At 39.8% G+C, this 25,020-nt stretch carries 19 protein-coding genes; 10 read left to right on the top strand and 9 right to left on the bottom strand.

Annotation, left to right across the window (positions count from 1 at the left end):
* Positions 1-134: 134 nt before the first annotated feature.
* The 8 genes from NXS00_RS01180 (at position 135) to NXS00_RS01145 (ending at position 13,336) form a co-directional block, all read left to right on the top strand.
* Positions 135-3,374 (top strand): SusC/RagA family TonB-linked outer membrane protein, encoded by a 3,240-nt coding sequence (locus NXS00_RS01180; protein ID WP_258097276.1) that lies wholly within the window; start codon positions 135-137, stop codon positions 3,372-3,374.
* A gap of 11 nt (positions 3,375-3,385) precedes the next feature.
* The gene (locus tag NXS00_RS01175) at positions 3,386-4,813 is read left to right on the top strand and encodes a SusD/RagB family nutrient-binding outer membrane lipoprotein (RefSeq protein ID WP_258097275.1); all 1,428 of its coding nucleotides are present in this window, start codon (positions 3,386-3,388) and stop codon (positions 4,811-4,813) included.
* A 14-nt stretch (positions 4,814-4,827) separates the two neighbouring features.
* Entirely contained in the window at positions 4,828-5,598 is a 771-nt protein-coding gene (locus NXS00_RS01170; RefSeq protein WP_258097274.1) for an SGNH/GDSL hydrolase family protein, read from the top strand.
* The gene (locus NXS00_RS01165) at positions 5,588-7,078 is read left to right on the top strand and encodes an SLC13 family permease (RefSeq protein ID WP_258097273.1); all 1,491 of its coding nucleotides are present in this window, start codon (positions 5,588-5,590) and stop codon (positions 7,076-7,078) included. Before NXS00_RS01170 ends, NXS00_RS01165 begins: the two co-directional genes overlap by 11 nt.
* An 18-nt stretch (positions 7,079-7,096) precedes the next feature.
* A complete protein-coding gene (locus tag NXS00_RS01160) occupies positions 7,097-8,848 on the top strand; it encodes a hypothetical protein (RefSeq protein WP_258097272.1) in 1,752 nt (583 codons plus the stop codon).
* A gap of 38 nt (positions 8,849-8,886) precedes the next feature.
* The gene (locus NXS00_RS01155; protein WP_258097271.1) at positions 8,887-10,239 is read left to right on the top strand and encodes an Ig-like domain-containing domain; all 1,353 of its coding nucleotides are present in this window, start codon (positions 8,887-8,889) and stop codon (positions 10,237-10,239) included.
* Positions 10,240-10,278: 39 nt separating this feature from the next.
* The gene (pckA, locus tag NXS00_RS01150) at positions 10,279-11,895 is read left to right on the top strand and encodes a phosphoenolpyruvate carboxykinase (ATP) (RefSeq protein WP_258097270.1); all 1,617 of its coding nucleotides are present in this window, start codon (positions 10,279-10,281) and stop codon (positions 11,893-11,895) included.
* A gap of 151 nt (positions 11,896-12,046) precedes the next feature.
* On the top strand, positions 12,047-13,336 hold the full coding sequence (locus NXS00_RS01145; RefSeq protein WP_258097269.1) for an adenylate/guanylate cyclase domain-containing protein: 1,290 nt from the start codon (positions 12,047-12,049) through the stop codon (positions 13,334-13,336).
* On the opposite strand, the gene NXS00_RS01140 is transcribed toward NXS00_RS01145, so the two are convergent.
* Entirely contained in the window at positions 13,333-14,562 is a 1,230-nt protein-coding gene (locus tag NXS00_RS01140) for a Pycsar system effector family protein (protein ID WP_258097268.1), read from the bottom strand. The two genes, NXS00_RS01145 and NXS00_RS01140, sit on opposite strands and share 4 nt — an antisense overlap.
* A 49-nt stretch (positions 14,563-14,611) precedes the next feature.
* On the opposite strand from NXS00_RS01140, the gene NXS00_RS01135 reads away from it, so the two are divergent.
* Entirely contained in the window at positions 14,612-15,553 is a 942-nt protein-coding gene (locus NXS00_RS01135) for an SdiA-regulated domain-containing protein (protein ID WP_258097267.1), read from the top strand.
* Positions 15,550-19,200 carry a metallophosphoesterase gene (locus tag NXS00_RS01130; RefSeq protein ID WP_258097266.1) on the top strand — a complete coding sequence of 1,217 codons (3,651 nt, stop codon included), beginning with the start codon at positions 15,550-15,552 and terminating at the stop codon, positions 19,198-19,200. Before NXS00_RS01135 ends, NXS00_RS01130 begins: the two co-directional genes overlap by 4 nt.
* Here NXS00_RS01130 and arsB read toward each other — a convergent pair.
* The 8 genes from arsB to NXS00_RS26900 form a co-directional block, all read right to left on the bottom strand.
* Positions 19,197-20,240: an ACR3 family arsenite efflux transporter gene (gene arsB / locus NXS00_RS01125; RefSeq protein WP_258097265.1), complete on the bottom strand. Its 1,044-nt coding sequence runs from the start codon at positions 20,238-20,240 to the stop codon at positions 19,197-19,199. The genes NXS00_RS01130 and arsB overlap by 4 nt on opposite strands.
* 5 nt (positions 20,241-20,245) lie before the next feature.
* Entirely contained in the window at positions 20,246-20,971 is a 726-nt protein-coding gene (locus NXS00_RS01120; protein WP_258097264.1) for an arsenate-mycothiol transferase ArsC, read from the bottom strand.
* Between the two features lie 2 nt (positions 20,972-20,973).
* On the bottom strand, positions 20,974-21,597 hold the full coding sequence (locus NXS00_RS01115; RefSeq protein ID WP_258097263.1) for a low molecular weight phosphatase family protein: 624 nt from the start codon (positions 21,595-21,597) through the stop codon (positions 20,974-20,976).
* Between the two features lie 43 nt (positions 21,598-21,640).
* A complete protein-coding gene (locus NXS00_RS01110) occupies positions 21,641-21,976 on the bottom strand; it encodes an ArsR/SmtB family transcription factor (protein ID WP_258097262.1) in 336 nt (111 codons plus the stop codon).
* A gap of 121 nt (positions 21,977-22,097) precedes the next feature.
* On the bottom strand, positions 22,098-23,813 hold the full coding sequence (locus tag NXS00_RS01105) for a DEAD/DEAH box helicase (protein ID WP_258097261.1): 1,716 nt from the start codon (positions 23,811-23,813) through the stop codon (positions 22,098-22,100).
* 95 nt (positions 23,814-23,908) lie between these two features.
* Positions 23,909-24,301, bottom strand: a complete 393-nt coding sequence (locus NXS00_RS01100) for an acyl-CoA thioesterase (protein ID WP_258097260.1) — start codon at positions 24,299-24,301, stop codon at positions 23,909-23,911.
* A complete protein-coding gene (locus NXS00_RS01095; RefSeq protein ID WP_258097259.1) occupies positions 24,285-24,785 on the bottom strand; it encodes a PAS domain-containing protein in 501 nt (166 codons plus the stop codon). The genes NXS00_RS01100 and NXS00_RS01095 overlap by 17 nt, the downstream gene beginning before the upstream one ends.
* A 1-nt stretch (position 24,786) precedes the next feature.
* A complete protein-coding gene (locus NXS00_RS26900) occupies positions 24,787-25,017 on the bottom strand; it encodes a cysteine-rich CWC family protein (protein ID WP_373418651.1) in 231 nt (76 codons plus the stop codon).
* Positions 25,018-25,020 lie beyond the last annotated feature (3 nt).

Genomic DNA, 25,020 nt, shown 5'->3' with positions numbered 1-25,020 from the left:
GTTTTTATAATATGCAAACGATATCATTACAAATCATTAAATACATAATCAATTCAAAAACCATAATTAACAATTCATTACAAAACACCCTATTTAGTGGATTGCTCTAACTTCAAAAACACTAACTAACAAATATGAAGAAACACATACCAATAATGATGATGACGTTCCTACTGCTGGTAATAATTCCATACCAGTTGAGAGCCCAGGTAAAGGTCTCCGGAACGGTGAGAGATATTAACAATGAGCCTGTAATAGGTGCTACTATTGTGGTAGAAGGAACATCTAATGGAACAACCACTGACATTGATGGTCGATATGCTTTGTCAGTACCTGAGGACGCTACTTTGGTTTATAGTTTTGTGGGCTTTGTCACTAAAAGAGAGGTAGTCAATAACAGAACCACTATTGATGTGAGTTTAGAACTTGATCTGGAAGAGCTGGATGAAGTGGTAGTAACAGCCTTAGGCTTTAAAGAAGACAGAGATAACTTGGGTTATGCCAACTCTGTGGTTGATAATGAAGCGGTAAAAAAAGCAGCTGAAAGTACTTTGATTAATTCTTTGTCTGGAAAGTCTTCTGGGGTACAGATCTCCAGGAACTCTGGTGATCCAGGCGCTGGAGCCTATATCCAGATTAGAGGCATGTCTACTATTACACGTGATGCACAACCTTTGATTGTTGTGGATGGTGTACCTATTAGTAATGATGTGCGAGGAAATGGAGCTGGTAGAATCGCTCAACAATCCCGATTAAATGACATCAACCCTAATGACATTGAAAGTGTTACTATTTTAAAAGGAGCTTCTGCAGCTGCTCTATGGGGTACTCAAGCCCTTGGTGGAGTAATAATGATTACAACGAAAAGTGGTAAATACAACCAGGAGATGAAGGTAACGATCAAATCTAGCTATTCCATAGACCAGATCAATCGAAAGTATCCTCTTCAATCCTCTTTTGGCCAGGGTAATAATGGCATTTACAACAGCAGAGCTCGTGATTCGTGGGGTGATAAAATCTCAGAAAGAGCCGGTGGAGCTGATGAGTTCAATACTTCTGGTGAGTACTTTGTTGATCAGGATAACAATATCTGGTATCCTGTTATTGCTAAAAACTCTCAGCAGGTTTACGATGATTCTAACTTTGATCAGGTTTTTCAGAATGGTCATTTCCTTGAAAATAACATCAGCCTAAGTGCTGGGAACATGAACAGCACTGCCTTTTTCAGTATATCTGATCTGGATCAGCAAGGTATCATGCGTAATAATTCTGATTACCGAAGAACCACTGTGCGATTTAATGGAGAGCACATGATGAATGAAAAATTTAGAGTAAATGCGAATACCACATTTACACGTTCGGAATCAAACCGAATAAGACGTGGAGCTAGCTCGTCTGGATTTTATCTGGGACTGTTACGTAATGCTCCAGATTTTGATATTTCTGGCTATCGAGGAGATTATTATTCAGATCCGAATGCGGCACCAGTATCGAATAGGCACCGTAGTTACAGAGAACCATTAGGAGCAGATGCCACCCCTACTTATAATAACCCTCTGTGGACCATTAATGAGCAAGAAAACTTAGCTAAGGTTAATCGTTTTATAAACACACTAAAATTCACTTACTCACCAACCAGTAAAATAGACCTGATCGCAAGATTTGGACTAGATCATTACAGTGAGCAACGTGAGGAATTTATAACCCCAGGTTCGGCTGCAGGTGAATTCAGGAATGGATTGTTTAGCAGTGAGTTAGCTTCGAACACCGTATTTAACATGGATTATATAGCTAAAGCCTCCAGAGATATCACAAGCAAATTGAATATCTCAGGTTTGGTAGGATTTAACTTTAATCAACGATCGCTCAAAGTTGATGGTAGTGAAATTTCAGGATTTATTCAGTTCACAGATGTCGCGAGTCCAACTAGAGATATTGACAATGCACTTCCTGAAAACAGGTTGGTACAAAGCACTTATGGTATAGAAAGAACTGTTGGTATATACTCTTCAGTGACTCTTTCAGCATATGATCAATTATTCTTAACCGGAACCATCAGGTCCGAAACTGCTTCCACATTCGGAGATCAGGCAGATAATACGTTCCTCTTCCCTTCTACCTCACTGGCGTGGCAGTTTCAGGACTTGCTGGATTTCGAGCCTATCAGTTTTGGTAAACTGAGGATATCATACGGGGAAGTAGGTGTTCAACCAGCCCGATACAACACTACGAACAATTTTGTTTCACCTACTTATTCAGACCAATATGGTGGTGGATTAAGTCTGGGATTATATGGAAATGGAGGATTTGTACCAAGTACATCCAGAGGTAATCCAGCACTGAGACCAGAGCGAAAGAAAGAGTTTGAAGTAGGTACAGATTTGAGATTCTTTAAAGACAAAGTCTCTTTGAGTGGTACATTCTTTCAAAATACCACGGAGGATGTGTTAATGGATTTTCCAATTGCCAACTCTCGTGGTTATAACTCCATTTATTCCAATGCGGCAGCTATACAAAACAAAGGAATAGAAGCAGATTTGGGAGTTCAGTTAATAAACACCAATGATATCCAGTGGAACGCCAATGTGATTTATACGCGAATCAGAAACGAAGTAACAGATCTAGCGGGTGTTGAGTCACTATTCATGGGTGGATTGGATGCCGTCAATTCAAGAGCTGTAGAAGGCGAGCCACTTGGAGTGCTTTGGGGCTCTCGTACACTTCGTGATGAAAATGGAGACATTGTTTATGATGAAAATGGATTCCCAGTTCAAGATGAATTGGAGGGAGTTATTGGAAACCCTAATCCAGATTGGCAAGGATCTTTTAGCACCTCCATTAGTTACAAGGGTATCACTCTATCTGCATTATTTGAGACATTTCAGGGGGCTGATATCTATGCAGGAACCAAATCAGTACTATATGATCTAGGGCGATGGAAAGATTCTGAAACTCAAACTACCGCCACTCAGAATTTACTAGACTACAATGGAAATGTGATTCCTATGGGTACTACTTTCCGTGGCGTTGTTCATGATTTTGGATCTGGGCCAGTAGCGCTAACAGAACCATGGTATCTCGGTGATGGCGGTTTCTTTGGCAATGGTAATGACGAGTTATATGTCGAAGATGGTTCATGGACAAGGCTTCGTGAACTGGTATTGTCCTATAACCTATCTACTACTTGGATGCAGAATGTTGGTGTAAGTTCAATAGAACTATCAGCAACAGGCAGAAACCTCATTTTGTGGACAGAATTTGAAGGAAATGATCCTGATACTAACTTAAACGGAGTAAGTGCAGCACGTGGTATTGATTACTTCAATAACCCAGGCACTAAATCTTATGTGTTTACGATAATTCTTAACCTTTAATACCCAGAGTGATGAAAAAAATAATCCTAGCAATACAGATCTTTTCACTACTGGTAATTACCTCTTGTAGTGATTTAGTAGAAGGGTTAAATGACAACCCAAATAGCCCAACAACTGCAGCTTATCAGAATATATTGACTGGTGCAGAAGTAGGCAACATCATCCTACAGACTGGTGAAACCGCTCGAAGAGCCGGAATCTTCTGTGGATACTACACAGGAATTCAGAGACAGCATCAGGGATTCAGTAACTATACAGTGACTACTAGTGATTTTGACGAACTTTGGGATGACGGCTTTGTTAATGCCCTTAGGAATGCTAAAGTTGCTGAGGAAGCAGCTTTGGAAGAAGGGTTGGATGGAATTGCCATTGGAATAGTGCAGGTCTTACAAGCATTAACGTATGGCACCGAAACCTCATTATTCGGAGCCATTCCATTTGACGATGCTGGAAATATCACTATTGAAAATCCTGTTTTTGAAGATCAATCTCAGGTATATAGCAAAATACAATCTCTACTAGATCAGGCAATACAAAACTTGCAAATGGAAACAGGTAGACCAGCAACTGGAGCGGAAATCTACTTCAACGGAGACCCTGACGCATGGATAGCTGTTGCTTACACACTGAAAGCGAGATACTTTATGCATACCAAACAATATGCTGAAGCATATGCTGCGGCACAGAATGGGATTTCTTCTGCTAACAATTCAATGTATGCTCCACATGGCAGTGGATTAGATGAAAACAATCTGAGCTACCAGTTTTTTGCAATTCAGGTACGAGGAGCGGATTTGATTACATCCGACTTTATGACAAGCCTGGTGGCTCCTAGTGCAGAGACCAGCCCGGATTTCACCGCATATCGTGGTAATGCCAAGACTAACGAATCCGGACGTTATGGATTCTATTTTCAAATTAATGACGTAGGTACGCAACCAAACACAACTAATGGACTTGCTGCACCTGAAGCTTCTGCCCCTATTGTAACATATCAGGAAAACCTGTTGATCCTGGCTGAAGCGGGATTCAGAACAGAGGGTTTTACTACAGGGTTGGCAGCGCTTAATAACTTCCGGGCTTACATGAATGCTGGTGGTTATCTGACCAATGCCGATGCTGCTAACATTCAGTATGACGCATATGATGCTGCTGATTTTAGTAACGGTGGAATTGAAAATCAAGACAATGTATCTTCCGACAATGCTTTATTGAGAGAAATACTGGAAGAGCGATACATTACCTTATTTGGACAGATTGAAGGGTTTTGTGATGTCAGAAGAACACAAAATGAATCAATAGTTAAGGTTCCTGTTCAACCAAATACTGGTAGTGAATTACCACAGCGATTCATATATCCTCAATCTGAAATAGATAGAAATGATAATATTCCAAATCCTATTCCAGGTTTATTTGAGCTAACTGAGATCAATTTATAAGAAGCTAAAGAATTATGTTAAAGCAATTAAAGTATGCGATCTTTTTACTGGGTCTGGTGTTCGTTGCAGACCTCCAGGCTCAGCAGAAAGATACATTGAAGGTGTTGTTTGTTGGAAATAGCTATACATACTTCTGGAATCTACCCCAAACGGTAAGGACAATGGCTGGCACAAAGGGAATCCCGATATTCACTAAAAAGTCAACGGTCGGTGGAACAAACCTTAAGCAACATTGGGATGGTGATAAAAACTTGAAATCCAGAGAAATGATTGAATCTGGAAACTGGGATGTGGTAGTGCTACAAAACCATAGCATGAGTGCTATCAATGATGAACAGGAGTTTATGGAGTACGGTAATAGATTTATAGACCTAATTCGTAAATCTGGTGCCATTCCTATGCTCTACATGACCTGGGCAAGAGAGTTTAACCCATTAATGCAATCACAAATTTCAAAAGCTTATAGGGAATTGGGCGACCAAAAAAATACTATAGTTGTACCTGTTGGAGAAGTTTGGGAACGAGCAAGACAACTAAAACCAGAGTTTAGACTGTATGATCCGGACGGCAGTCATCCATCAACCATAGGAACATATCTAACGGCTCTGGTTTTTTTCAAATCCTTAACCGGACTGGATGTCTCAGACATCCCAAACAGGTTGTCAACAGTGGATATGAACGGTGAAGAGCTATTCTTTTCTATAATGAGTAAGGAGGACGTGGCCTTTATGCAACAGTTAGTGGATTCATATCAACTAGAGAAATTGAGTACTAATGACAAATAGAATTAGAAAAGTACTATCAATTTTTGCAGGACCGGCTGCTTTTATTCTAATGGAAGTGATCGGTAAACCGGAGACCCTAAGTATAGAAGCCTACCACGTACTTTCAATTACTACGTGGGTGGCTCTGTGGTGGGTTACAGAAGCAGTACCCATATCCATAACGGCCTTGCTACCAATTATTTTGTTTCCTCTAACTGGAGCTTTAAGTATCGCTGAAACAACGGGTTCTTTTGGACACAAGTACATTTTCCTGTACATGGGTGGCTTTATGCTGGCCATTGCAATTGAAACCTGGGGATTACACAAGAGAATTGCCTTGAATATTATCAATATTATCGGCTCTAATGTCACGAACATTATTTTGGGCTTCATGATTGCAACGGCATTTTTATCCATGTGGATATCCAATACGGCTACTTCAGTGATGATGCTTCCTATAGGTACAGCCATAGTGTCGCAATTCAAGAAGAGAACCAACGGCGATATTCATGATGGAAATTCGTTCGGCAAAGCATTGATGTTAGGCATTGCGTATAGTGCATCCATTGGAGGGTTTGCTACTTTGATTGGTACTCCTCCCAATCTTGTACTTGCTGGTATTCTTCAACAGATTTACCATGTAAAAATCAGTTTCATGCAATGGATGATGTTTGGATTACCAACATCACTGCTTCTGCTATTCTTATGTTGGTGGTATCTTACGAGGCATGCTTTTTCATTTGATCAGGTCTCTTTCCCTGGAGGAAAAACCGAAATTAAAAAGATGCTCCTTGACCTTGGCAAGATCCGATACGAAGAGAAGCTTGTTTTAATTGTGTTTGTGATAACTGCTCTTGCCTGGATGTTCCGTTCATTGTTAGAAAAGATCATTCCAGGCCTTGATGACACCATCATCGCTATGGTGGCCGCTGTTACGCTGTTTTTAATTCCAAACAAGGATAAGACAAGAAAACTGATTAATTGGGATGAGGCGGTGAAGCTACCATGGGGTATCATTCTTCTATTTGGTGGTGGAATGGCATTGGCTAAAGGATTTACTTCTACAGGACTTGCTGAATGGATAGCAGGACAAATGAGTCAGTTAGATGGTCTTTCCATGATACTATTGATACTGATTCTGGTAACTGTGGTCAATTTCCTTACAGAAATAACCTCAAACCTGGCTACTACTGCTATGTTGTTGCCTGTATTAGCACCAATGGCTGTATCATTTGACATACACCCTTTTATGATAATGGTTTCAGTAACCATAGCAGCATCATGTGCTTTTATGCTGCCTGTGGCCACTCCTCCGAATGCAGTCGTATTTGGATCTGGATATTTAAGAATACCAGATATGATGAAGGCCGGTGTATGGATGAATATTGTATCAATCGTTTTGATAACCATTACCACCTACTTCTTGCTACCCTATTTATGGAATATGGACCCCAATCAATTCCCTGAGTCATTTAAGGCTCACCTAAACCTAACTAATTGACCAAAATATGATGATCTCATGAAAAAGATTAATATTATAAACTTGATAGTTGTATTCCTCACTGCCATAGTATTCAGTACTAGCTGTGAAGAGGAAGATCAGCAAATATCCAATGAATTACGTCTGTTAACTGCCACAATCAATGGATATGACGTGAAAAATGAAGTCGCAACCATTAATGCAGAAGGAGAAGTAGTGATGGAACTAGTGTTTTCTCATTCTCTGAATACAGCATCTTTCGAGAGTGCTTTCAGCCTAACGAACAATGCGAATTATTCAATAACCTATGATGAGACAAACTCTTACGTGACAATTACATTTGTCAACCTCGCTTTCGATACCGAGTATGCAGCTACCATTAGTGCAGGTAATTTCGGTGAAGGTAGTGATCCCATGAAAGACACCTATGTACTCAATTTCTCGTCTCGGGCATATGTAGCTCCATTGGTCACATTATCAGCAGACAATACGAGTCTTTTGGAGGGGGAATCAAGCACCATTACAGCATCTATTGACAAAGAAGCTCTGGGTGATGTGGTGATTGACTTCACTATTGCAGGATCTGCTTCAGCTGAAAATGACTTTTTAATTGCCAATTCTATCACTATCCCATTAGGTGAAACCAGTGCGTCAATTCAATTGACCCTCAACAATGACTCAGAAGTTGAAGGTGAAGAGTCACTTATTTTGACGATTCTTTCTGTAAGTAATGCGGTAGAATCAGGCACACAGCAATTAGCCTTTACATTTATTGATGAATTACCAGCCTTGGCTTTAAAAGGCATAATGGCAATGCGCTGGTCCACTGAAACTGATGGGAATAGCGGAAAAGCTATTCATTTAGTAGCAATGGAAGATATTGCTGATTTAAGTGCCTATGGAATCGGTGTAGCAAATAATGGTGGCGGTACTGATAGTGTGGAATTTAGTTTTCCTGCAATAGCTGTGAATGCCGGAGATGACATTCTATTGGCTAGAGATCCTGCTGCTCTTCAAGCGTATTTTGGCGGATGCTATGATAGTTTTGAACATGTTATTCAAACTGACGAAATGTCTCAGAATGGAGACGATGCGATTGAACTATTTAAAGGTTCAGCAGTAATTGAAACCTATGGTGATGCGAATGTAGATGGTACCGATCAGGATTGGGAATATTCCAGTTCGTGGGCGTACAAATTCGGTAACCATTGGACCAGTGGCTTAGTAAATTGTACAGAAGGATCTACCACCACCAATGATTCTGGATGTATTTATCCTATTTGTGACAATCCTTTGATTTTAAAAGGCATTCTAGCTTTGGTTTGGGATGGCTCTGGCACCAATGGAGGTAAAGCAGTCCACTTGGTGGCTACTAGAGACATTGCTGATTTATCGGTTTATGGACTTGGCGTGGCTAATAATGGAGGCGGAACAGATGGCGTAGAATTTACCTTCCCTTCTATAGCAGTAGCTGAAGGTGAACATGTACTCTTAGCACGAGAACAAAATACCCTTGCTGGCTATTTTGAAGGATGTTTTAATGGATATGATCATGTCATCGAGACAGATGCGATGAACCAAAATGGTGATGATGCTATCGAATTGTTTAATGGAACTGACATCATAGAAGTATTTGGTGATGCTGATGTGGATGGTACGGATCAACCATGGGATTACTCCGGGTCCTGGGCATATAAAATAGGTAGTACCTGGACATATGGTGGGGTAGATTGTGCTGCTTCGGCTACAACCAATTCCACTTCAGAGTGTGTTTATACATTTTGTCAATGACTAAATTAGGGGTTGGTACTTCCAACCCCACTCCTTTTATGAAGAAAACAGATTTCCTTTTATTATCTTTCATAGTTTTCATTCTAGCCTATGGCTGCAAAGAAGATGACGCAACCAGTACTATTGAGGTAGTTAGTTCATCAATCAATGGCTATTCATTTGAAGACGACCTGAACAACATACCTAAAGATCTAAAGATCGAAATCGTCTTTGGTAAAGCGGTAGATTTAACCGCGTTAAAGAGTGCCATTTCAATTGAAAGCAACAGCACTTCTGTGGAGGTTCTTGTTCAATTATCAAATGCTGGATCTAAAGCAACCATAGAGGCTACACTAGATTATAATACTAGATATGTGTTCACTATTGCATCGGAAGTCCTCACTGGCGATGGTGCTTCACTGGAGAAGTCAATTCAATTGGAATTCAGAACATTGGAAGATGATGTAATTCGTTCGATGGCTCCTTGTAGAGGCACCGTAGATTGCCTTGAGAGTGTTGAGTGGAATATAAATGGGGCTGAAGTTTCATTTTGGGTATACGCTAATTATCCATTCGACCTTGAAAACGCAGCATGGGAAGACCTCAAGCAGGCAATTATTGTCGTCCATGGACAAAATAGAGATGCGGATAACTATTATCAATTCGTATCTGCTAGTCTTGATGACCTCAACCTTAGTGAATCCACCTTATTAATTGCTCCATGGTTTAGAGATGCCAGCAATACGTCTTCTAGTGATATGTACTGGTCCTCTTCTGCCTGGAGGGAAGGCGGCAACACCAGTGGTTCCACTAATATTAGTTCTTTTGTGGCTATAGATAGTTTGTTAGGGTTATTGAATAACAAAAATCATTTTCCTGTGATGGAGAATGTAATCATAACTGGTCATTCCTCTGGGGCCATGTTTACTGACATGTATGCTTTGGCAAATTCCACTGAAGAGTTAATTGACCCTAAAATAAATTACGTGGTAGCCAACAGTCAATACTTTTATTATCCGCTTGATTACCGATACAATGAAAGTACTCAGACATTCTATATACCAGAGGATTGCAGTGGTTATAACAGTTGGCCATACGGTTTCACGAACCATCCTTCCTATATATCTGGGATTGATGAAGAACAAGTTAACAACCGATTTGCAGGAAGATCTTTGACCTATCTGCTAGGTAATGATACGAGTAACGATCCGGCGTTAAACACCACTAATTGCAAAGCAACACTACTGGGTTCTTCCAGATATCAACGCGGAGAAAACCGGTATGCCTTTATGAATGAGTTCTTTCCAGAAAACCAACACTCAAGGGTAATTGTCGAATCCATCGGACATGATGGAGAAGGAATGTACAAATCAGACTCCTTCAAAGCCTTACTAACTGATTTAATCAAGTAGTCTTAGCTCATTATTAATCAAAAAACATATACATCTTCAATGATAGAATTTGGAATTAAGTCATCTAAGTCCAGCTTGACTTCTATTGGCATAAAACAAGTAAAAGAAGCTCATTGGAACCTAAGCCCATCAGAACTTACAGAAGCTGCACTTCAAAATATGGAAGGTGTGCTTAGTGAAACGGGTGCCTTGATGTGCGATACAGGTAGATTTACAGGCAGGTCTCCAAAAGACAGGTATATTGTAAAAGATAATTTAACTGCAGAAAACGTTTGGTGGGGAGATATCAATATTCCCATTTCAACTGAAAGCTTTGATAGACTCCATGCTAAAATGCTTGGTTTCTTAGCAGATAAGAAGGTCTATGTGAGAGATGCATTTGCGGGAGCCGATAAGACGCATCGTATCAAACTCAGAGTAGTTAATACTGAAGCATGGCACAGTCTATTTTGCTATAACATGTTCATCCGCCCTGAAGAATACCAGCTTAAATCATTTGAACCCAATTTTACTATTATTAATTGCCCTGCGTTTGAGGCAGACCCAGAAACTGACGGAACCAGACAGCCAAATTTTGCCATCATCAATCTGACCAAAAGAATCATTTTGATCGGAGGTACAGGCTATTCTGGAGAAATGAAAAAAGGAATATTTTCAGTTCTCAACTACTTACTTCCGATTAATGACCAGGTTTTCCCAATGCACTGTTCAGCCAATATTGGCAAAGAAGATCGAGATACGGCTATATTCTTTGGATTATCTGGAACAGGAAAGACCACTCTTTCTGCTGATCCAAATCGTCTATTGATTGGTGACGATGAACACGGGTGGACTGATCAAAATGTGTTTAATTTTGAGGGAGGTTGTTATGCCAAGACCATCGGTCTGACAGAAGAAAATGAACCTGAGATTTATCGTGCAATCAAATTTGGAGCCATATTAGAAAATACCAGGTTCATTGAAAACGATCGTAAAGTGGATTTTGACAATACATCAGTAACAGAAAACACAAGGGTCTCTTACCCTCTACATCATATACCAAATGCCTTAAGTCCATCAATTGGCGGAATCCCCAAGAATATTTTCTTTCTGACCTGTGATGCCTTTGGTGTAATCCCTCCTATTCAAAAGCTATCCACGTCACAAGCCATGTACCATTTTATCTCTGGTTATACCTCCAAAGTGGCGGGTACTGAAGACGGTATTACGGAGCCCGTTCCAGTGTTCTCTGCTTGTTTTGGAGCTCCATTTATGCCTCTACATCCAGCGAAATATGCAGAACTTCTTGGTCAGAAATTAGAAGCCAATGACACCAATGTATGGCTAGTGAATACTGGTTGGACTAATGGACCATATGGAGTTGGAAGTAGAATTAAACTAAAGTACACTCGAGCAATGATCACAGCTGCACTCAATGGTGTATTGAGTAATGTGGGTTACCGCACGCATTCCTTGTTTGGATCTGAGATACCTACAACCTGTCCTGGAGTGCCTTCTGAAATACTAAGTCCTAGAGAAACTTGGAAGAATGATGAAGCTTTTTATAAAAAAGCTAATGAGCTTGTCCTGAAGTTTCAAAGGAATTTTGATAAGTATCGAGATCAATCAGATGATTCGATTTTGAAGGGAGAACCACAACAAAACCTTAAATTCTAAAGTTAAAAGCCGGACAATTGTTCGGCTTTTTTGTTTTTAAATCGCACATTTTGATGTTTCATTCGTCTGAATGAAAACAATTGTTTTATTTAGATCGTACGACTATAAGATTTCATCATCAAATGATGGAATTTGTGACCAACCAAACTGAATGATAAGTAAGCGAGCTGCAGATCTGTCTGTGCGTGAGAGATTTTTTAATTCTGAGCTGATCAAGACCGAAAAACGTCGATTGGATGTTTTTATCGCTTTTTTGATTGTGGCTTCAGTTGTAGCTGTCATTTTCCAGGTAGAACATCTGGATATCCTTCGAGACACTTTTACCAATCCCGCTTCTTACCCATTGATCATATTCTTCACATTTGTGATGATGGGATTGTTTTTCCTTGGCAAAAAGTATGTTATCTGGATAGAAAAAAAGGGGCTAAAACTCTCTCGTTGGTATTTCTACTATACCGTTTTAATGGAAGTGTCATTGCCCTCTATTTGGTTGGTAATGGAGTCTTCTATGGAAAAGACTTCCATCTTTCTGGATTCGCCAATGACTTTTATCTATTTCGTAATTATCATTGTATCGTCATTACATCTCGATTTCTGGATCAGTGTGTTGATGGGCATTTTGGTTTCTATTTTTATCAGTTGGTATACCATGTGGGTGACTGACGCCTATCCTATTCAGTTTCACTTGCCACTGGTGGTCTATCAGATCCGTTCGTTCATGTTTTTAATGGCAGGAATCTGTGCTGGATTTGTAGCGCATGAATTAAAAAAGAGAATGCGCAGCACGTATGATCAGATTCAAGAGAAAGAGAACATAGAAGGCTTATTTAATCAGCAGATCTCCAAGGAAATGGTGGGTGTGCTGAAACAAGAAAGTGATTATACCGCCAAGATGGAAGTGACGGTGATGTTTCTGGATATTCGTGATTTTACACAACGTGTACAACACTTATCCCCAGATGAGGTGAATAAGTTTCAGAATGCCTTCTTCGCTCCTGTCATTGAGATCATTAACAATTCCAAAGGAACTGTTAACCAAATCATGGGGGATGGAATCATGGCTACTTTCGGAGCTCCGGTAACTGATAGAACTCATTACTTCTGTGCATGGATGGCTGTCAAAAATATTCTTTCCTTTCTGGAAGAGTTCAAAAAGGATTATCCTCAGTATGAATCGATCGATATCGGTTTGGGATTACATAGCGGTGAGGTATTCATCGGTAACATAGGCACGGAAACCAGAAAACAGTTATCTGTATCTGGTACCCCTGTAATTATTGCTTCCCGAATCGAACAGTTGAACAAAGACTTAAATACTCGAGTACTTGTCTCAAGATTATTCTTTGATCTAATCAAAGAAGAAGTTCAAGACTTCAAGCCAATTGGTCATGTGAAAATGAAAGGACTAGATGAAGAGATCGAAGTGGTTCAAGTATTTTAGTATGGCGTTGGAAGCTTGAAAAACACCTCAGCGATTACAAATGCAAGTATCGAAATCACGAAGCCAAACATGAAAACGGAGTAAGATACCCGTAACAACTTGTACTTTCTACCTAAAACAACGCCTAGATAATAGATGTCTTTAATTAAACTGGTGTACAGGTAATCAGCATCTTTCATCATCTCTTTCATTCCCCATTGGTACTTGTCTAAATCCATTTTGTGGAAGTTGCCAAAAAACAAAAGGTTAGTCTTCTTATTCAAGATATCATCCTCAGTAAAGGTTCCTTTTGATACATTGGGTAACGTCGCCAGAATGGCAAATACAATGGTTGTCAAACAGACAATGGTCAGTAGAATTGCAGGAATGGTATAATGCGGGTACTCTTCTAACTTCCTAAAAAGTAAGGAAACCACTACAGAAAGAATAATGGAATTCACCGAGATCATGATGTTAGCCTTCGTGTCTGCCATACTACTCAGGTCCAGGTGATTTTTAGAAGTTAAACGAAACATGGTCTCGATACCTCTTGATGGAGATTTATCTTTCTCTTTTGCTTTGTTTAGTTTCTTCTGAAGTTTCTCAACCTCCTTTTCAAGAGATTGGATATCCTTTTTCGGTTCCGACATTTTAGACAGCCTTTCGTTTACTTTTTGCAGGTTAGCAGCTACAGCTTCTTTGAATCGGTTTTTGGCGTAATCTGTGAAAAAGCTGTGCTCGTTGATGAAGTGAATATTGCCCTGATACCAATCCACGTCCGAAATCTCCTTACCTCGAAGCTCTTGTAGTTCTTCTTGCAGCAACTCAGACTTTTCGCAATAGTTCTCCTTTGCTAAATGAACCAAATCTGCATCACATAAGATTTCTTCCAGGATGTTTCTTGGATTTTGAGGCATTTTGGTTGCCATAATACACCCAATCACCCGGGCAGCATCTTCATCTGGTAAGCCAATTGATGACATGTATTCCAGAGCAATCTCGGCGCTAGCTTCTTCGTGGTTATCCAGTGACTTACTATAACCCAGATCATGAAACCAGGCAGCCATTTCGACAATCATGGAATCGGCATCAGAAACCTGACTATTTTCAGCAATTTCTTTCGTCGCTTTTACCACATCTCTCGTATGATCTACAGAATGATATTTCAATTCTGAAGGTAGATCTACCAGAATAGATTCAGCAAAATGCTTTACTTGATCAATTATTTGTGACTTAGAATCCGCCATTTAGAGTTTGAAAATAGCATATTTACATTGATATACCGGCAAGTCCTTCATGTATTTATACAATATTAAAAGCATTCTGGTTCTTATGATCACATCTTGTGCGGGCATGTTGTTGACTATCAGCATGTCTACGAGCTGTTCCACCATTCCTTTACGAGAAAAAGCAGACAGCCTGTTTTTAATAACTGATAATGTGAATGTTTATTATGATTTGAAAAGACCCGATGATAAACATTTTTTACCATATGTTCTTACTGAGGTTTCAGGTCTAACATTGTACAATGACATGCGAATTCTTTGTGTGGAAGATGAAGGTGGTAGAGTCTATGAATATGACTTAATATCACGGAAAATAGTCAATGCGATCACATTTAGCGATCCGGGAGATTTTGAAGGAATTGAGATTGTGAGTGATACCATCTATGTGCTGGAAAGTGATGGTGATTTGTACCAATTTCCTTACACTACCTTGGATATTGCGCAAAAGCCTATAAAGTATGAAAATCCATTAAGTAAGAAAAACGATACAGAAGGTTTGGGTTATAATCCCAAATCAGGGCGCTTGATGATCAGCTGTAAAGAGGAAGAGGATATTAAAGGAATCAACGCAAAAGGTAAAACGGTCTACGAGTTCGATATACGTTCAAAGGAGTTGGTACGTAATCCTGTGTACGAGTTAACTGCTGGCCAAATGGATACCTTCTTTGAAGCGAATCGTGATTATACCTACGATAAAGACAGGATCAAGTTTGAACCATCAGGAATTGCCTACAATCCATTGGATGGATATTATTACTTGCTCGCTTCAGTTGGAAAGATGTTGATTGTCTTAGACGATATGGGCACAATCAAGGCAACCTACCCTATTGCTCCTCGGATATTAAGCCAGCCTGAAGGCATCGTTTTCGACAGTAAAGGAAATCTTTACATCTGCTCTGAAGGTGAAGGAGATCGTGGATATATCGTTTTATTCAAACCGAAGCGTAAATGATAAGATATCTACTGCTTTTCATATGTTTTACTTCCCTTGTGATGGGGTTTTCGCAAGAAGTATCTATTTATATCATTGGTGATGCTGGAAAACCTAAATTTCCAGACCCAACCCTTACCTACCTTCAAGAGATTACGAAAGAAGCATCTGAGAATGATGTATTGATCTTTCTTGGAGATAACATCTACCCTAGTGGAATGCCGCCAAAAGAAGCTCCAGATCGAAAAGAAATGGAAAAACGTCTGGCGGCTAGTTTGGATGTAATGAAGGCTTTCAAAGGAAAAAGCTACATTATTCCCGGAAATCATGATTGGGATGAAGGTGGCAAGCATGGATGGGAAACCCTCGGATACATGCAGGACTTTGTGGATGAGTATTTAGGTGATAAAGGTGTTTTCCTGCCTCGAAATGGCTGTCCCGGCCCTTTAGAAATAAACTTGAGCCAAACTGTTACACTAGTGATTGTAGACACTCAATACTTTTTGCATCCTTGGGATAAACCTGGAGAGGAAAGTGATTGTCTGGCAAAGTCCACCACCGATGCATTGACGCAATTGGATGAAATTCTCAAGGCTAATCAAACGAAACATGTAGTTGTGGCTGCACATCACCCCATATTCTCTGATGGTCAACATGGAGGTAAATACACACTCAAGCAGCATCTCTTTCCTCTGACAGATGTCAACAGAAGTCTTTGGGTTCCTCTACCTGTACTAGGTAGTATTTACCCTGGGTTTAGAAGTTTACTTGGAAGCAGGCAAGATATTACCAATCCAAAATATCGGTTGATTCGTAAAACCATATTAGAGTCTGCCAGTCAAATGGATCATTTGATTTGGGTCAATGGGCACGAGCATTCGCTGCAGTACATTATGCGGGATTCCATGCACTTCATTACTTCAGGTAGTGGATCTAAGAGTTCTATAGTTATACCTGGAAAGTTTTCAGAATTCGCAGCATCTGTTCATGGTTTTGGCAAAGTAACTATTCGTGGTGAGTCTGCCCAGCTCGCATTTTATGATGGGGATCATCAAACAGAACTGTTCTCTGAGGTGCTTTACACCAAATCAGTTCAACCTGTTCAATCTCTTGTTGATTTTGATTTTGAGGATAGCACAGTGATTGAACCCATTTCGGATCGATATGCCAATGATAATAAGCAATACAAATATTGGTTAGGTGACAATTACCGGGAGGCCTGGGAAGCACCTGTGGAAATGCCGGTATTCAACATTGGCAAAGAACATGGAGGTCTTGAAATAGTAAAACTTGGCGGTGGAAATCAAACGAAATCACTTCGACTGGAGGCTAAAGATGGTCGTCAGTACGTTCTAAGATCGCTTGATAAATATACCGAAAAGCTCTTACCATCAGGACTTTATGGTACGTTAGCTGCCGATGTGCTTCAGGATCAAATTTCAGCAGCCAATCCATATGGAGCATTTGCCATTCCGCCATTAGCGGATGCTGCAGGAATCTATCATGCCAATCCGAAATTAGTATACATTCCAGATGATCCAAGGTTTGGAAATTACCAACAGCTATTTGCTGGCTTGCCTGTTCTCTATGAAGAGCGTCCTAACGATGAAGCATCAGCGGATAAACACTTTGGTGGTGGTGAGAAAATCGAAGGTACTCCAGACCTCATTGAACTGTTGCATGAAGACAATGACGAAGTAGTAGATCAGGAGTTTGCTTTAAAAAACCGCTTGTTCGATATGCTCATAGCTGATTGGGATCGACATGAAGATCAGTGGCGCTGGGTAAGATTTGATAAAGAACCTAAGGGGCATCACTGGAGACCTATTCCACGAGATAGAGATCAGGCATTCTTTGTCAACGAGGGACTTTTTGGTTGGTTTGCCAGTCGTAAGTTCGCCTTGCCTAATACGGAAGGATTCGATGAGCATATGGACTTCCCTCCTGGTTTCAATGCCAGTGCTCGTTTCTTTGACAGAACTTTTTTGAATGGTTTGGATTGGGAAGATTGGAAAAAACAGATCGATAAACTTCAGTCGGAACTAAGTGATCAGGTAATCCAGGATGCATTTAAAGTATGGCCCGACACCATTCAGCAATTAGAAGCAGAAGAAACCGCCAGAATTCTAAAAGCCAGACGAGATGACATGATGCGATTCGCTCGCATTCATTACGAGTTCTTATCTCAGGAAGTAGAAGTGGTTGGTAGTAATAAGCATGAATACTTTCTGGTAGAGCGTCTTGATGATCAACACACCAGAGTTTCAGTTCACAAGCGCAAGAAAGATGGAGAGGTTTTGCAAGGGCTATATAGTAGAACTTTTGATCATGAGATCACCAAAGAAGTTCGTCTGTATGGTCTTGGAGGTGAAGATGTATTTGAGTTAAATGGAGAAACGAAAAAAGGTCTCAAAATACGAATCATTGGTGGTGAAGATAAAGATGTGATAGATGACCAATCCATAGTGCATGGTATGAGTAAGTTGACCAAAGTCTATGACCTTCAGACAGGAACTGAACTAAGCACTTCAAAAGAGACCAGGTCCAAACTTAAGGACAATCTGAACATCAATCGCTACAATCGTACCGCATTCGAATACAATAAGTTATTTCCACTAATCAGCGCTCAGTTCAACGTAGATGATGGACTGTTTCTTGGTGCAGGATTCATGTATACCAAAGAAGGTTGGAGAAAAGACCCTTATGCCCAGAAGCATGAATTTAAAGGAAACGCTGCCTTTGCCACTGGAGCGATTAATCTGTATTACAATGTCATTTTTACCGATGTGATTGGTAAATGGGACTTGGTGGGCGATTTTTATCTCCAAAGACCCTATGCAGTGTTGAACTATTTTGGGTTGGGAAATGAATCTGTTTACGACTTCCGTCAATCAGGATTTGCATCCAGTGAAGAAGACGCCATTGATTTTTACCGTGTTCGCTATGAGCGATCTAAAAGCTTTGTTGGAATTGGAAATCAAGTTGGTAATAAGGGCTATTTTCAGATTGGGCCGGAGCACATATCGTTTGAGATGGAAGATGAAGTTTCTGGTAAATACATCAATCTGGAACGTGGTAGTGAAATCCTTGAGTTGCAGGAAAGCTATCAATTCCTTGGTGCATCTACACTACTACAAGCAGATACAAGAAATCATGAGCACATTCCTACTTCAGGTGTGTTTGCTAAAACGAGTTTCCAACATTATTACGGACTCAATGATCGGTCCGATGATTTTTCAAAATTACAGGCTGAGTTTAGGTTTTATCTAAGTACTCAACTACCAACCAGGCTAACCCTGGCTTCGAGAACTGGTTTTGAATACACCAATGGACAGCTGGAGTATTTCAATGCTAGCAATTTGGGCAAAAGCAATTTGAGAGGTTATCGCAGAACGCGATTTATGGGAAATACGAGCTTTTATCAGAATACGGACGTCCGGTTAAAGTTATTTTCATTCCGAACATACCTGTTCCCTGGTACAGTTGGCTTATTAGGATTTCACGATATTGGTCGAGTGTGGCTGGATGGTGAAAACTCAGACAAATGGCATCAAAGCAAAGGAGCTGGCTTGTGGCTGGCTCCTTTGAATCAATTTGCATTTGCTTTTAATATGGCGTTTACTGAGGAAGAAAACCTACCGAGTGTTACTTTCGGTTTTCAATTTTAATTCGTAGCCCCATAATACTTTGCCTTCAACCAAAAAGCAACACGGACTAACAGGATTAAGGCTGGTACTTCCACTAACGGACCAATTACTCCTGTAAACGCCTGCCCTGAGTTTAAACCAAAAACTGCGATAGCCACCGCAATAGCTAGCTCAAAATTATTTCCTGCTGCTGTAAATGAAATTGCAGCATTTTGATTGTATGATGCACCTAATGCCTTGCTAATGAAGAAACCAATAAGGAACATCACACCGAAATAGATTAGCATAGGAATGGCAATTCGAATGACATCCATCGGTATCCCAACGATGAGCTCTCCTTTTAGTGAAAACATTACGACAATAGTGAAAAGTAGGGCAATCAAAGTTATTGGAGATATGGTGGGAAGAAACTGTTTTGTATACCACTCTTCTCCTTTAAGATTAACCAAAATCAGACGACTTATAAATCCCATCAAGAATGGAACTCCTAAATATAAAGCCACACTTTCAGCGATAGTTCCTATCGAAATATCAACTATGGCTCCCTCTATACCAAAATACGGGGGTAATTCCGTAATGAACAGCCATGCATAGAAACTATACCCAAATACCTGAAAAATACTATTCAATGCTACCAATCCCGCTCCATATTCCGCACTTCCTTCTGCCAGGTCATTCCAAACCAATACCATGGCAATACATCGAGCCAGGCCAATGAGTATCAACCCAACCATGTATTCAGGATAATCTTGTAAAAAGATCACAGCTAAAGTGAACATAAGAATTGGGCCAATGATCCAATTCAGAACTAATGAAATGGACAGCATTTTAACATTTTGAAACACTTTTGGCAGAAGCCCATAATTGACTTTAGCCAGTGGAGGATACATCATCAGTATTAAACCAATGGCAATTGGAATGTTGGTACTACCTCTACTAAAGGAATCAATAAAAGAGGAAGAAGAAGGAAAAAAATAACCAATACCTACTCCTATGGCCATCGCAAGGAAGATCCAGAATGTTAGGTATTGATCAAGGAAGTTTAATTTCTTTTTAGGCACTATTCTTATCGTTTAGTTACTTCATAATTAATAATCTGCTCACTCTTAATGTAGTCTGCCAGGTAAAACATCTCTACAGCGATTGTTCTTAATGCCTGGTCGTACTTAGTCTCTTCAGCATATGTACCATCATAGTATCTTGGATCATCATATGGTAAGGCAAACCTCGCTGATGCCCCAGGAACTAGAGGACAAGATTTGTCAGCATCAGAACAGACCATCACTGCTATAAAATTTGATGCTGGATTGATTGGATGACTGAAATGCTTTGACTTCATTTTCCAAACAGGAAATTTGCCAGGAGAAATGGAAACCACGCGGTTTTCAACCTCTTTGTTATAATGAATGGTATATCCTGCTCTTTCTAAAGCATTAATTGCACTTAAGTTAAAAGCCGTTTCTTCTAACCCACCTGTGAAGGACTGAAGACTATCAACACCATAAAATAATGATGCATATTTAAACCAGGTATCTGCTAAATGACTCCTTCGTGAATTGTGTGTACAAACAAACAACACGGAAAAAGTACCTTCATTTTGTAATTTGCTAACCAGAAAGTCACCGATTTCTGTCAGCTGATCCTTTCTTTCCTTAGTAATCTCATCAAAGCTGACAACCAATTGATTCGTATAAACTTTCAGATCTTTATTGATCTCCAATTGGAATTGGGCATAGGACTGTAAGGTGATAAGCATCAGAATGAGCCCTAAAATTGGTTTGGTGGATTTCATTGCTATTTCGTTTTGATTTTAGAGAATACATAAAACATTTCAGAGGCTATTTGCTTGGATCTTTCATCATACATTTCAGATTCTGCCGGTGTGTCATCAAATTCCTTCGGATCATCGTATCGCACAGGTATTCTTTGTTCAGTACCCGGAATAAAAGGACAGTTCTCATCTGCGTGTGAACAGGTCATAACAGCAGCAAATTGCTTGGTATTGTTAATGGCGTCATTAAAAAGCTTTGAGAATGCTATAATTGGCTGAACGTCATCAGAATTAAATATGAAATACACAGGGTTTTCCATGCCTTTGGATGATACTCTAAACCCACTTCTTTTAATAGAATCGACGGCACGTTGATTGAATGCAGTTACTTCTACGCCTCCTGAGTAACAATTGGCTGGTATGCCATAATAGTCAGCTGCCGTTTGAGCCCAGATCTGTGAGAACTGACTTCTACGAGAGTTATGAGTACAAATAAAATTCAGATTGACCACCTTATTCATATGTACTTTATCTTGAACATATTGAATTAAAGGTTCCAGTACTTCATTTCTTTCTTCAGAGATATCGGTTTCTAAGATGTCAGAAACTGATTTGGAAAGCTCAGGATGTAGTGTTAGTTTTTTCATATTTATATTATTGCAATGTTACGATGGATGTAATAAAATTTTTTTAACAACAATCGTTGGTATTAGGAGATTCCAGCTGATCAAATAGTTGATTGAACTGGTTTTTTATTTCAGCCCAACGAACAGGGTTAATGCAATAGCTTACTCTAACACCATCAATCGTTCCCTGAATAATACCAATATCTTTTAATTCTCTTAGGTGCTGACTTATAGTAGCCTGAGCCAATCCAAGTTCCTGAACCAAGTCACCATTTATACATGCATTGGCTCTAAGTAAATGCTCAATTATTGCAACACGCGCAGGATGTGCAAATGCTTTGGCAGCAACAGCAATGTTATTTTGAACTTTTGAGAATAAATCTGTTTTGGTAACTCCCATTTCCACTTTTATTATATTGCAATAATACGATATACCCTTGAATACTAACCAATCTCCTTATTAAAATTTGATAACATTGGCTTAGCAACAAAAAAGGCCAGCAATTATGCTGACCTTTATATTATCTTCTTCCTCTTCCGCTTCGTCTTCCGCCATCACGCCTTTTGTCAGGACGTGGACGATCTTTGCGTTTCTTCTTCTTAAAGCCTCCTTTGTCGGATCCACCACCGAAACCTCCGGAAGGTCCCTGGTCATCTTTATTCACTCGGATAGCTCGTCCATCAATTTCAATTCCTTCGAATTTCAAACTGATACCTCGATCCTTTCCTGAGTCAATATCTACATAGGATCTATTCTTTTGCATGGTAATGTCACCAAAGTATCGACGCTCAATACCACTGATGTCTGCCATGTAATGTACAAGATCAGCTTTGGTTAAGCCATCAATAGATCCAACATTGATGAAGTATCTATTGAACTTACCTCTATCTCTCTTATCAGGAGAACCGCCATAAGCTTCATTGAGATTATCTTCTTCTCCACCACCTGAAGTTAGGTGATCCAACTGTGTGGTAATCAATCTTTTAAGAAGGTCTTCTTTGCTAAGATTACCAAACAAATGAGCTACTTCATTTAGGATATCTCCAGATTGTTGATCCACATTGGTATTTACTATGATATTTGCCCAGTTATGAATACGCTTGGATTTCAACTCATCTAAAGTAGGTACTTCAACACGCTCGAAAGAAACATTAAGCTTCTTCTCAAGTTCCTTGATCTTGTTACCTTCCCTAGGGTTGATAAACACCATAGAAACCCCTTTCTTACCTGCTCTACCTGTTCTTCCACTTCGGTGAGTGTAAGATTCTAGTTGATCAGGAAGTGTATGATTAAATACGTGCGTCAAGTCATTGACATCAATACCTCTTGCCGCCACATCTGTTGCTACCAACATCTGCATAGAACGCGTCTTAAAACGCTTCATAACAGCATCTCTTTGAGACTGAGACAAATCACCATGAAGTGCTTCTACGCCATAACCTAACTGGCCAAGCTCATCCGCAATTTCCTGTGTTTGCCACTTGGTACGACAAAACATAACCGCACGCATTTCTGGTTGTAAATCCAGGAATCGCTTGATAGCTGCCAATTTGTTGTTGTTTTTGGTAATAACAAACTGGTGCGTAATGTCTTTATTACTTTGCTGAACAGTATTTACCGCTACTTCCAGCGGATTGTTCATGTACTTAGAGACGATCTTGCGCACTTCATTCGGCATGGTAGCCGAGAAGAGCCAGGTCACTCTGTCTTCATTGGTATAAGAAAGGATTTCATCGATATCCTCCTTAAAACCCATATTGAGCATCTCATCTGCTTCGTCCAATACCACATACTGGACTTTTTCCAACTTCACAGCTCTCCTATTGATCAAATCTTTCAGACGACCTGGTGTCGCCACAATGATTTGAGTAGGACTTTTTAATGCTTTCATCTGGTTGGTAATGGCTGCTCCACCGTATACCACTTCGATATTTACTGACTTAATACCCTTAGAAAAGGACTCTAGCTGCACTGCAATTTGTTGACCTAGTTCACGAGTAGGTGCCATTACGAGTGCTTGTGTACTATTGTTATCCTCAATCAGATCAATCAGAGGCAAACCAAATGCCGCAGTTTTACCTGTACCAGTTTGTGCCAGTCCGATAAAATCTGTTGGGTTTTGATTCAATAAAAGTGGGATTGCTTTCTCCTGAACCGGAGTCGGGTTCTCAAACCCTAATTTTTCAAGGTTGTCAACAATTACTTGCGACAGCCCTAGTTGACTGAATTTATTCAAAGATCATTTATTAATTGAACTGCAAAGTTAGATATAATTCCATGTGTTAGTGTTCGTTTGAGCAATTAATTCGTTTTGAAAGGGAAAAATGGATGTTAAATGATCTTTGTGGGCTTTTTATGTTCATCAATTGCAACGAAAGTAAACTCGCCTGTCACAGCCTGTTCCCTTGACAAAGAATACATCTCTTCTGTGTAAATTTCGACTCTCACTTTGAGACTGGTATTTCCTACCGTGGAAACTCTGCCTTTTAACTCTACGATTGTTCCAGATGGTATTGGTTGTCTAAAATCGATCTTATCACTACTAATGGTAACAACTCGCTGGCGACTAAATCTAGTTGCTGTAATGAATGCTACCTCGTCCATGAGTTGCATGGCAGTACCACCAAAAAGCGTGTCGTAATGATTGGTAGTATTTGGAAAAACTGCCTTGAATATACTGGTTTCGGAAGCCCTAATTCTTTCCTCCCTATTTAATGATTTCATGTTCTAATGCTAAAAAATGAGTTATTTCTTCTTGTTCATTAACTAATGGATAGATTTCCAAACGGCAGGTATAAGCCTCACCATTCTTTCTATAATTGATTATATCATGTTTGAATGGTTGCCTAGTCTTTAATTGATCCTGAATGGCCATTCGTGAGATCAAGGTTGTTTCAGGGCCTTGAAGTTTACGGGCTGTTTGACCGATCACTTCTGTTGCCTCATAACCTGTCATACCTTTAAAACCGCTACTTACCCAATCAATTACTTGATGTTCATTGGTTACAACCAAAGCATCAAAAGATGCATGCTGTACAAAATCAATATCAGTTAACCATTGATTGACTGAGTGTAATTGTTTCAATTCCTCTATATCTTCCTGAACTGATTGAATTTGTTTGTTTTTCGACAATTCCAGTATGTGTACATCCCAACACATTAATGGCATTATTTTATCCGCTTTAATTGTTCCTTTGATATCCATCATCTTAAAATTGTTTTCCTAACTTCTTTAATTGACCCACGAACATTTCTTGTTGATATTGATGCTTAACCTCTTCCATACAAGTTGTGCACAAGCAATCTGAAAATTGCTCTTGAATGAATTGGCGTTCCTCCAGAGTGAGTTTTACCTGCCAGCATTGGCACTGCGTGATTGATCCTACTTTACACTCAAAGGGAGACTGACATCTTGGACAAGACTTTAATTCGTGTTTCATGAT

It is taken from the genome of Marinoscillum pacificum (genome assembly GCF_024714495.1).
GTDB lineage: Bacteria > Bacteroidota > Bacteroidia > Cytophagales > Cyclobacteriaceae > Marinoscillum > Marinoscillum pacificum.
The sequence above is the reverse complement of the archived record's forward strand: the minus strand, read 5'-3'. Positions and strand labels throughout refer to the sequence as shown.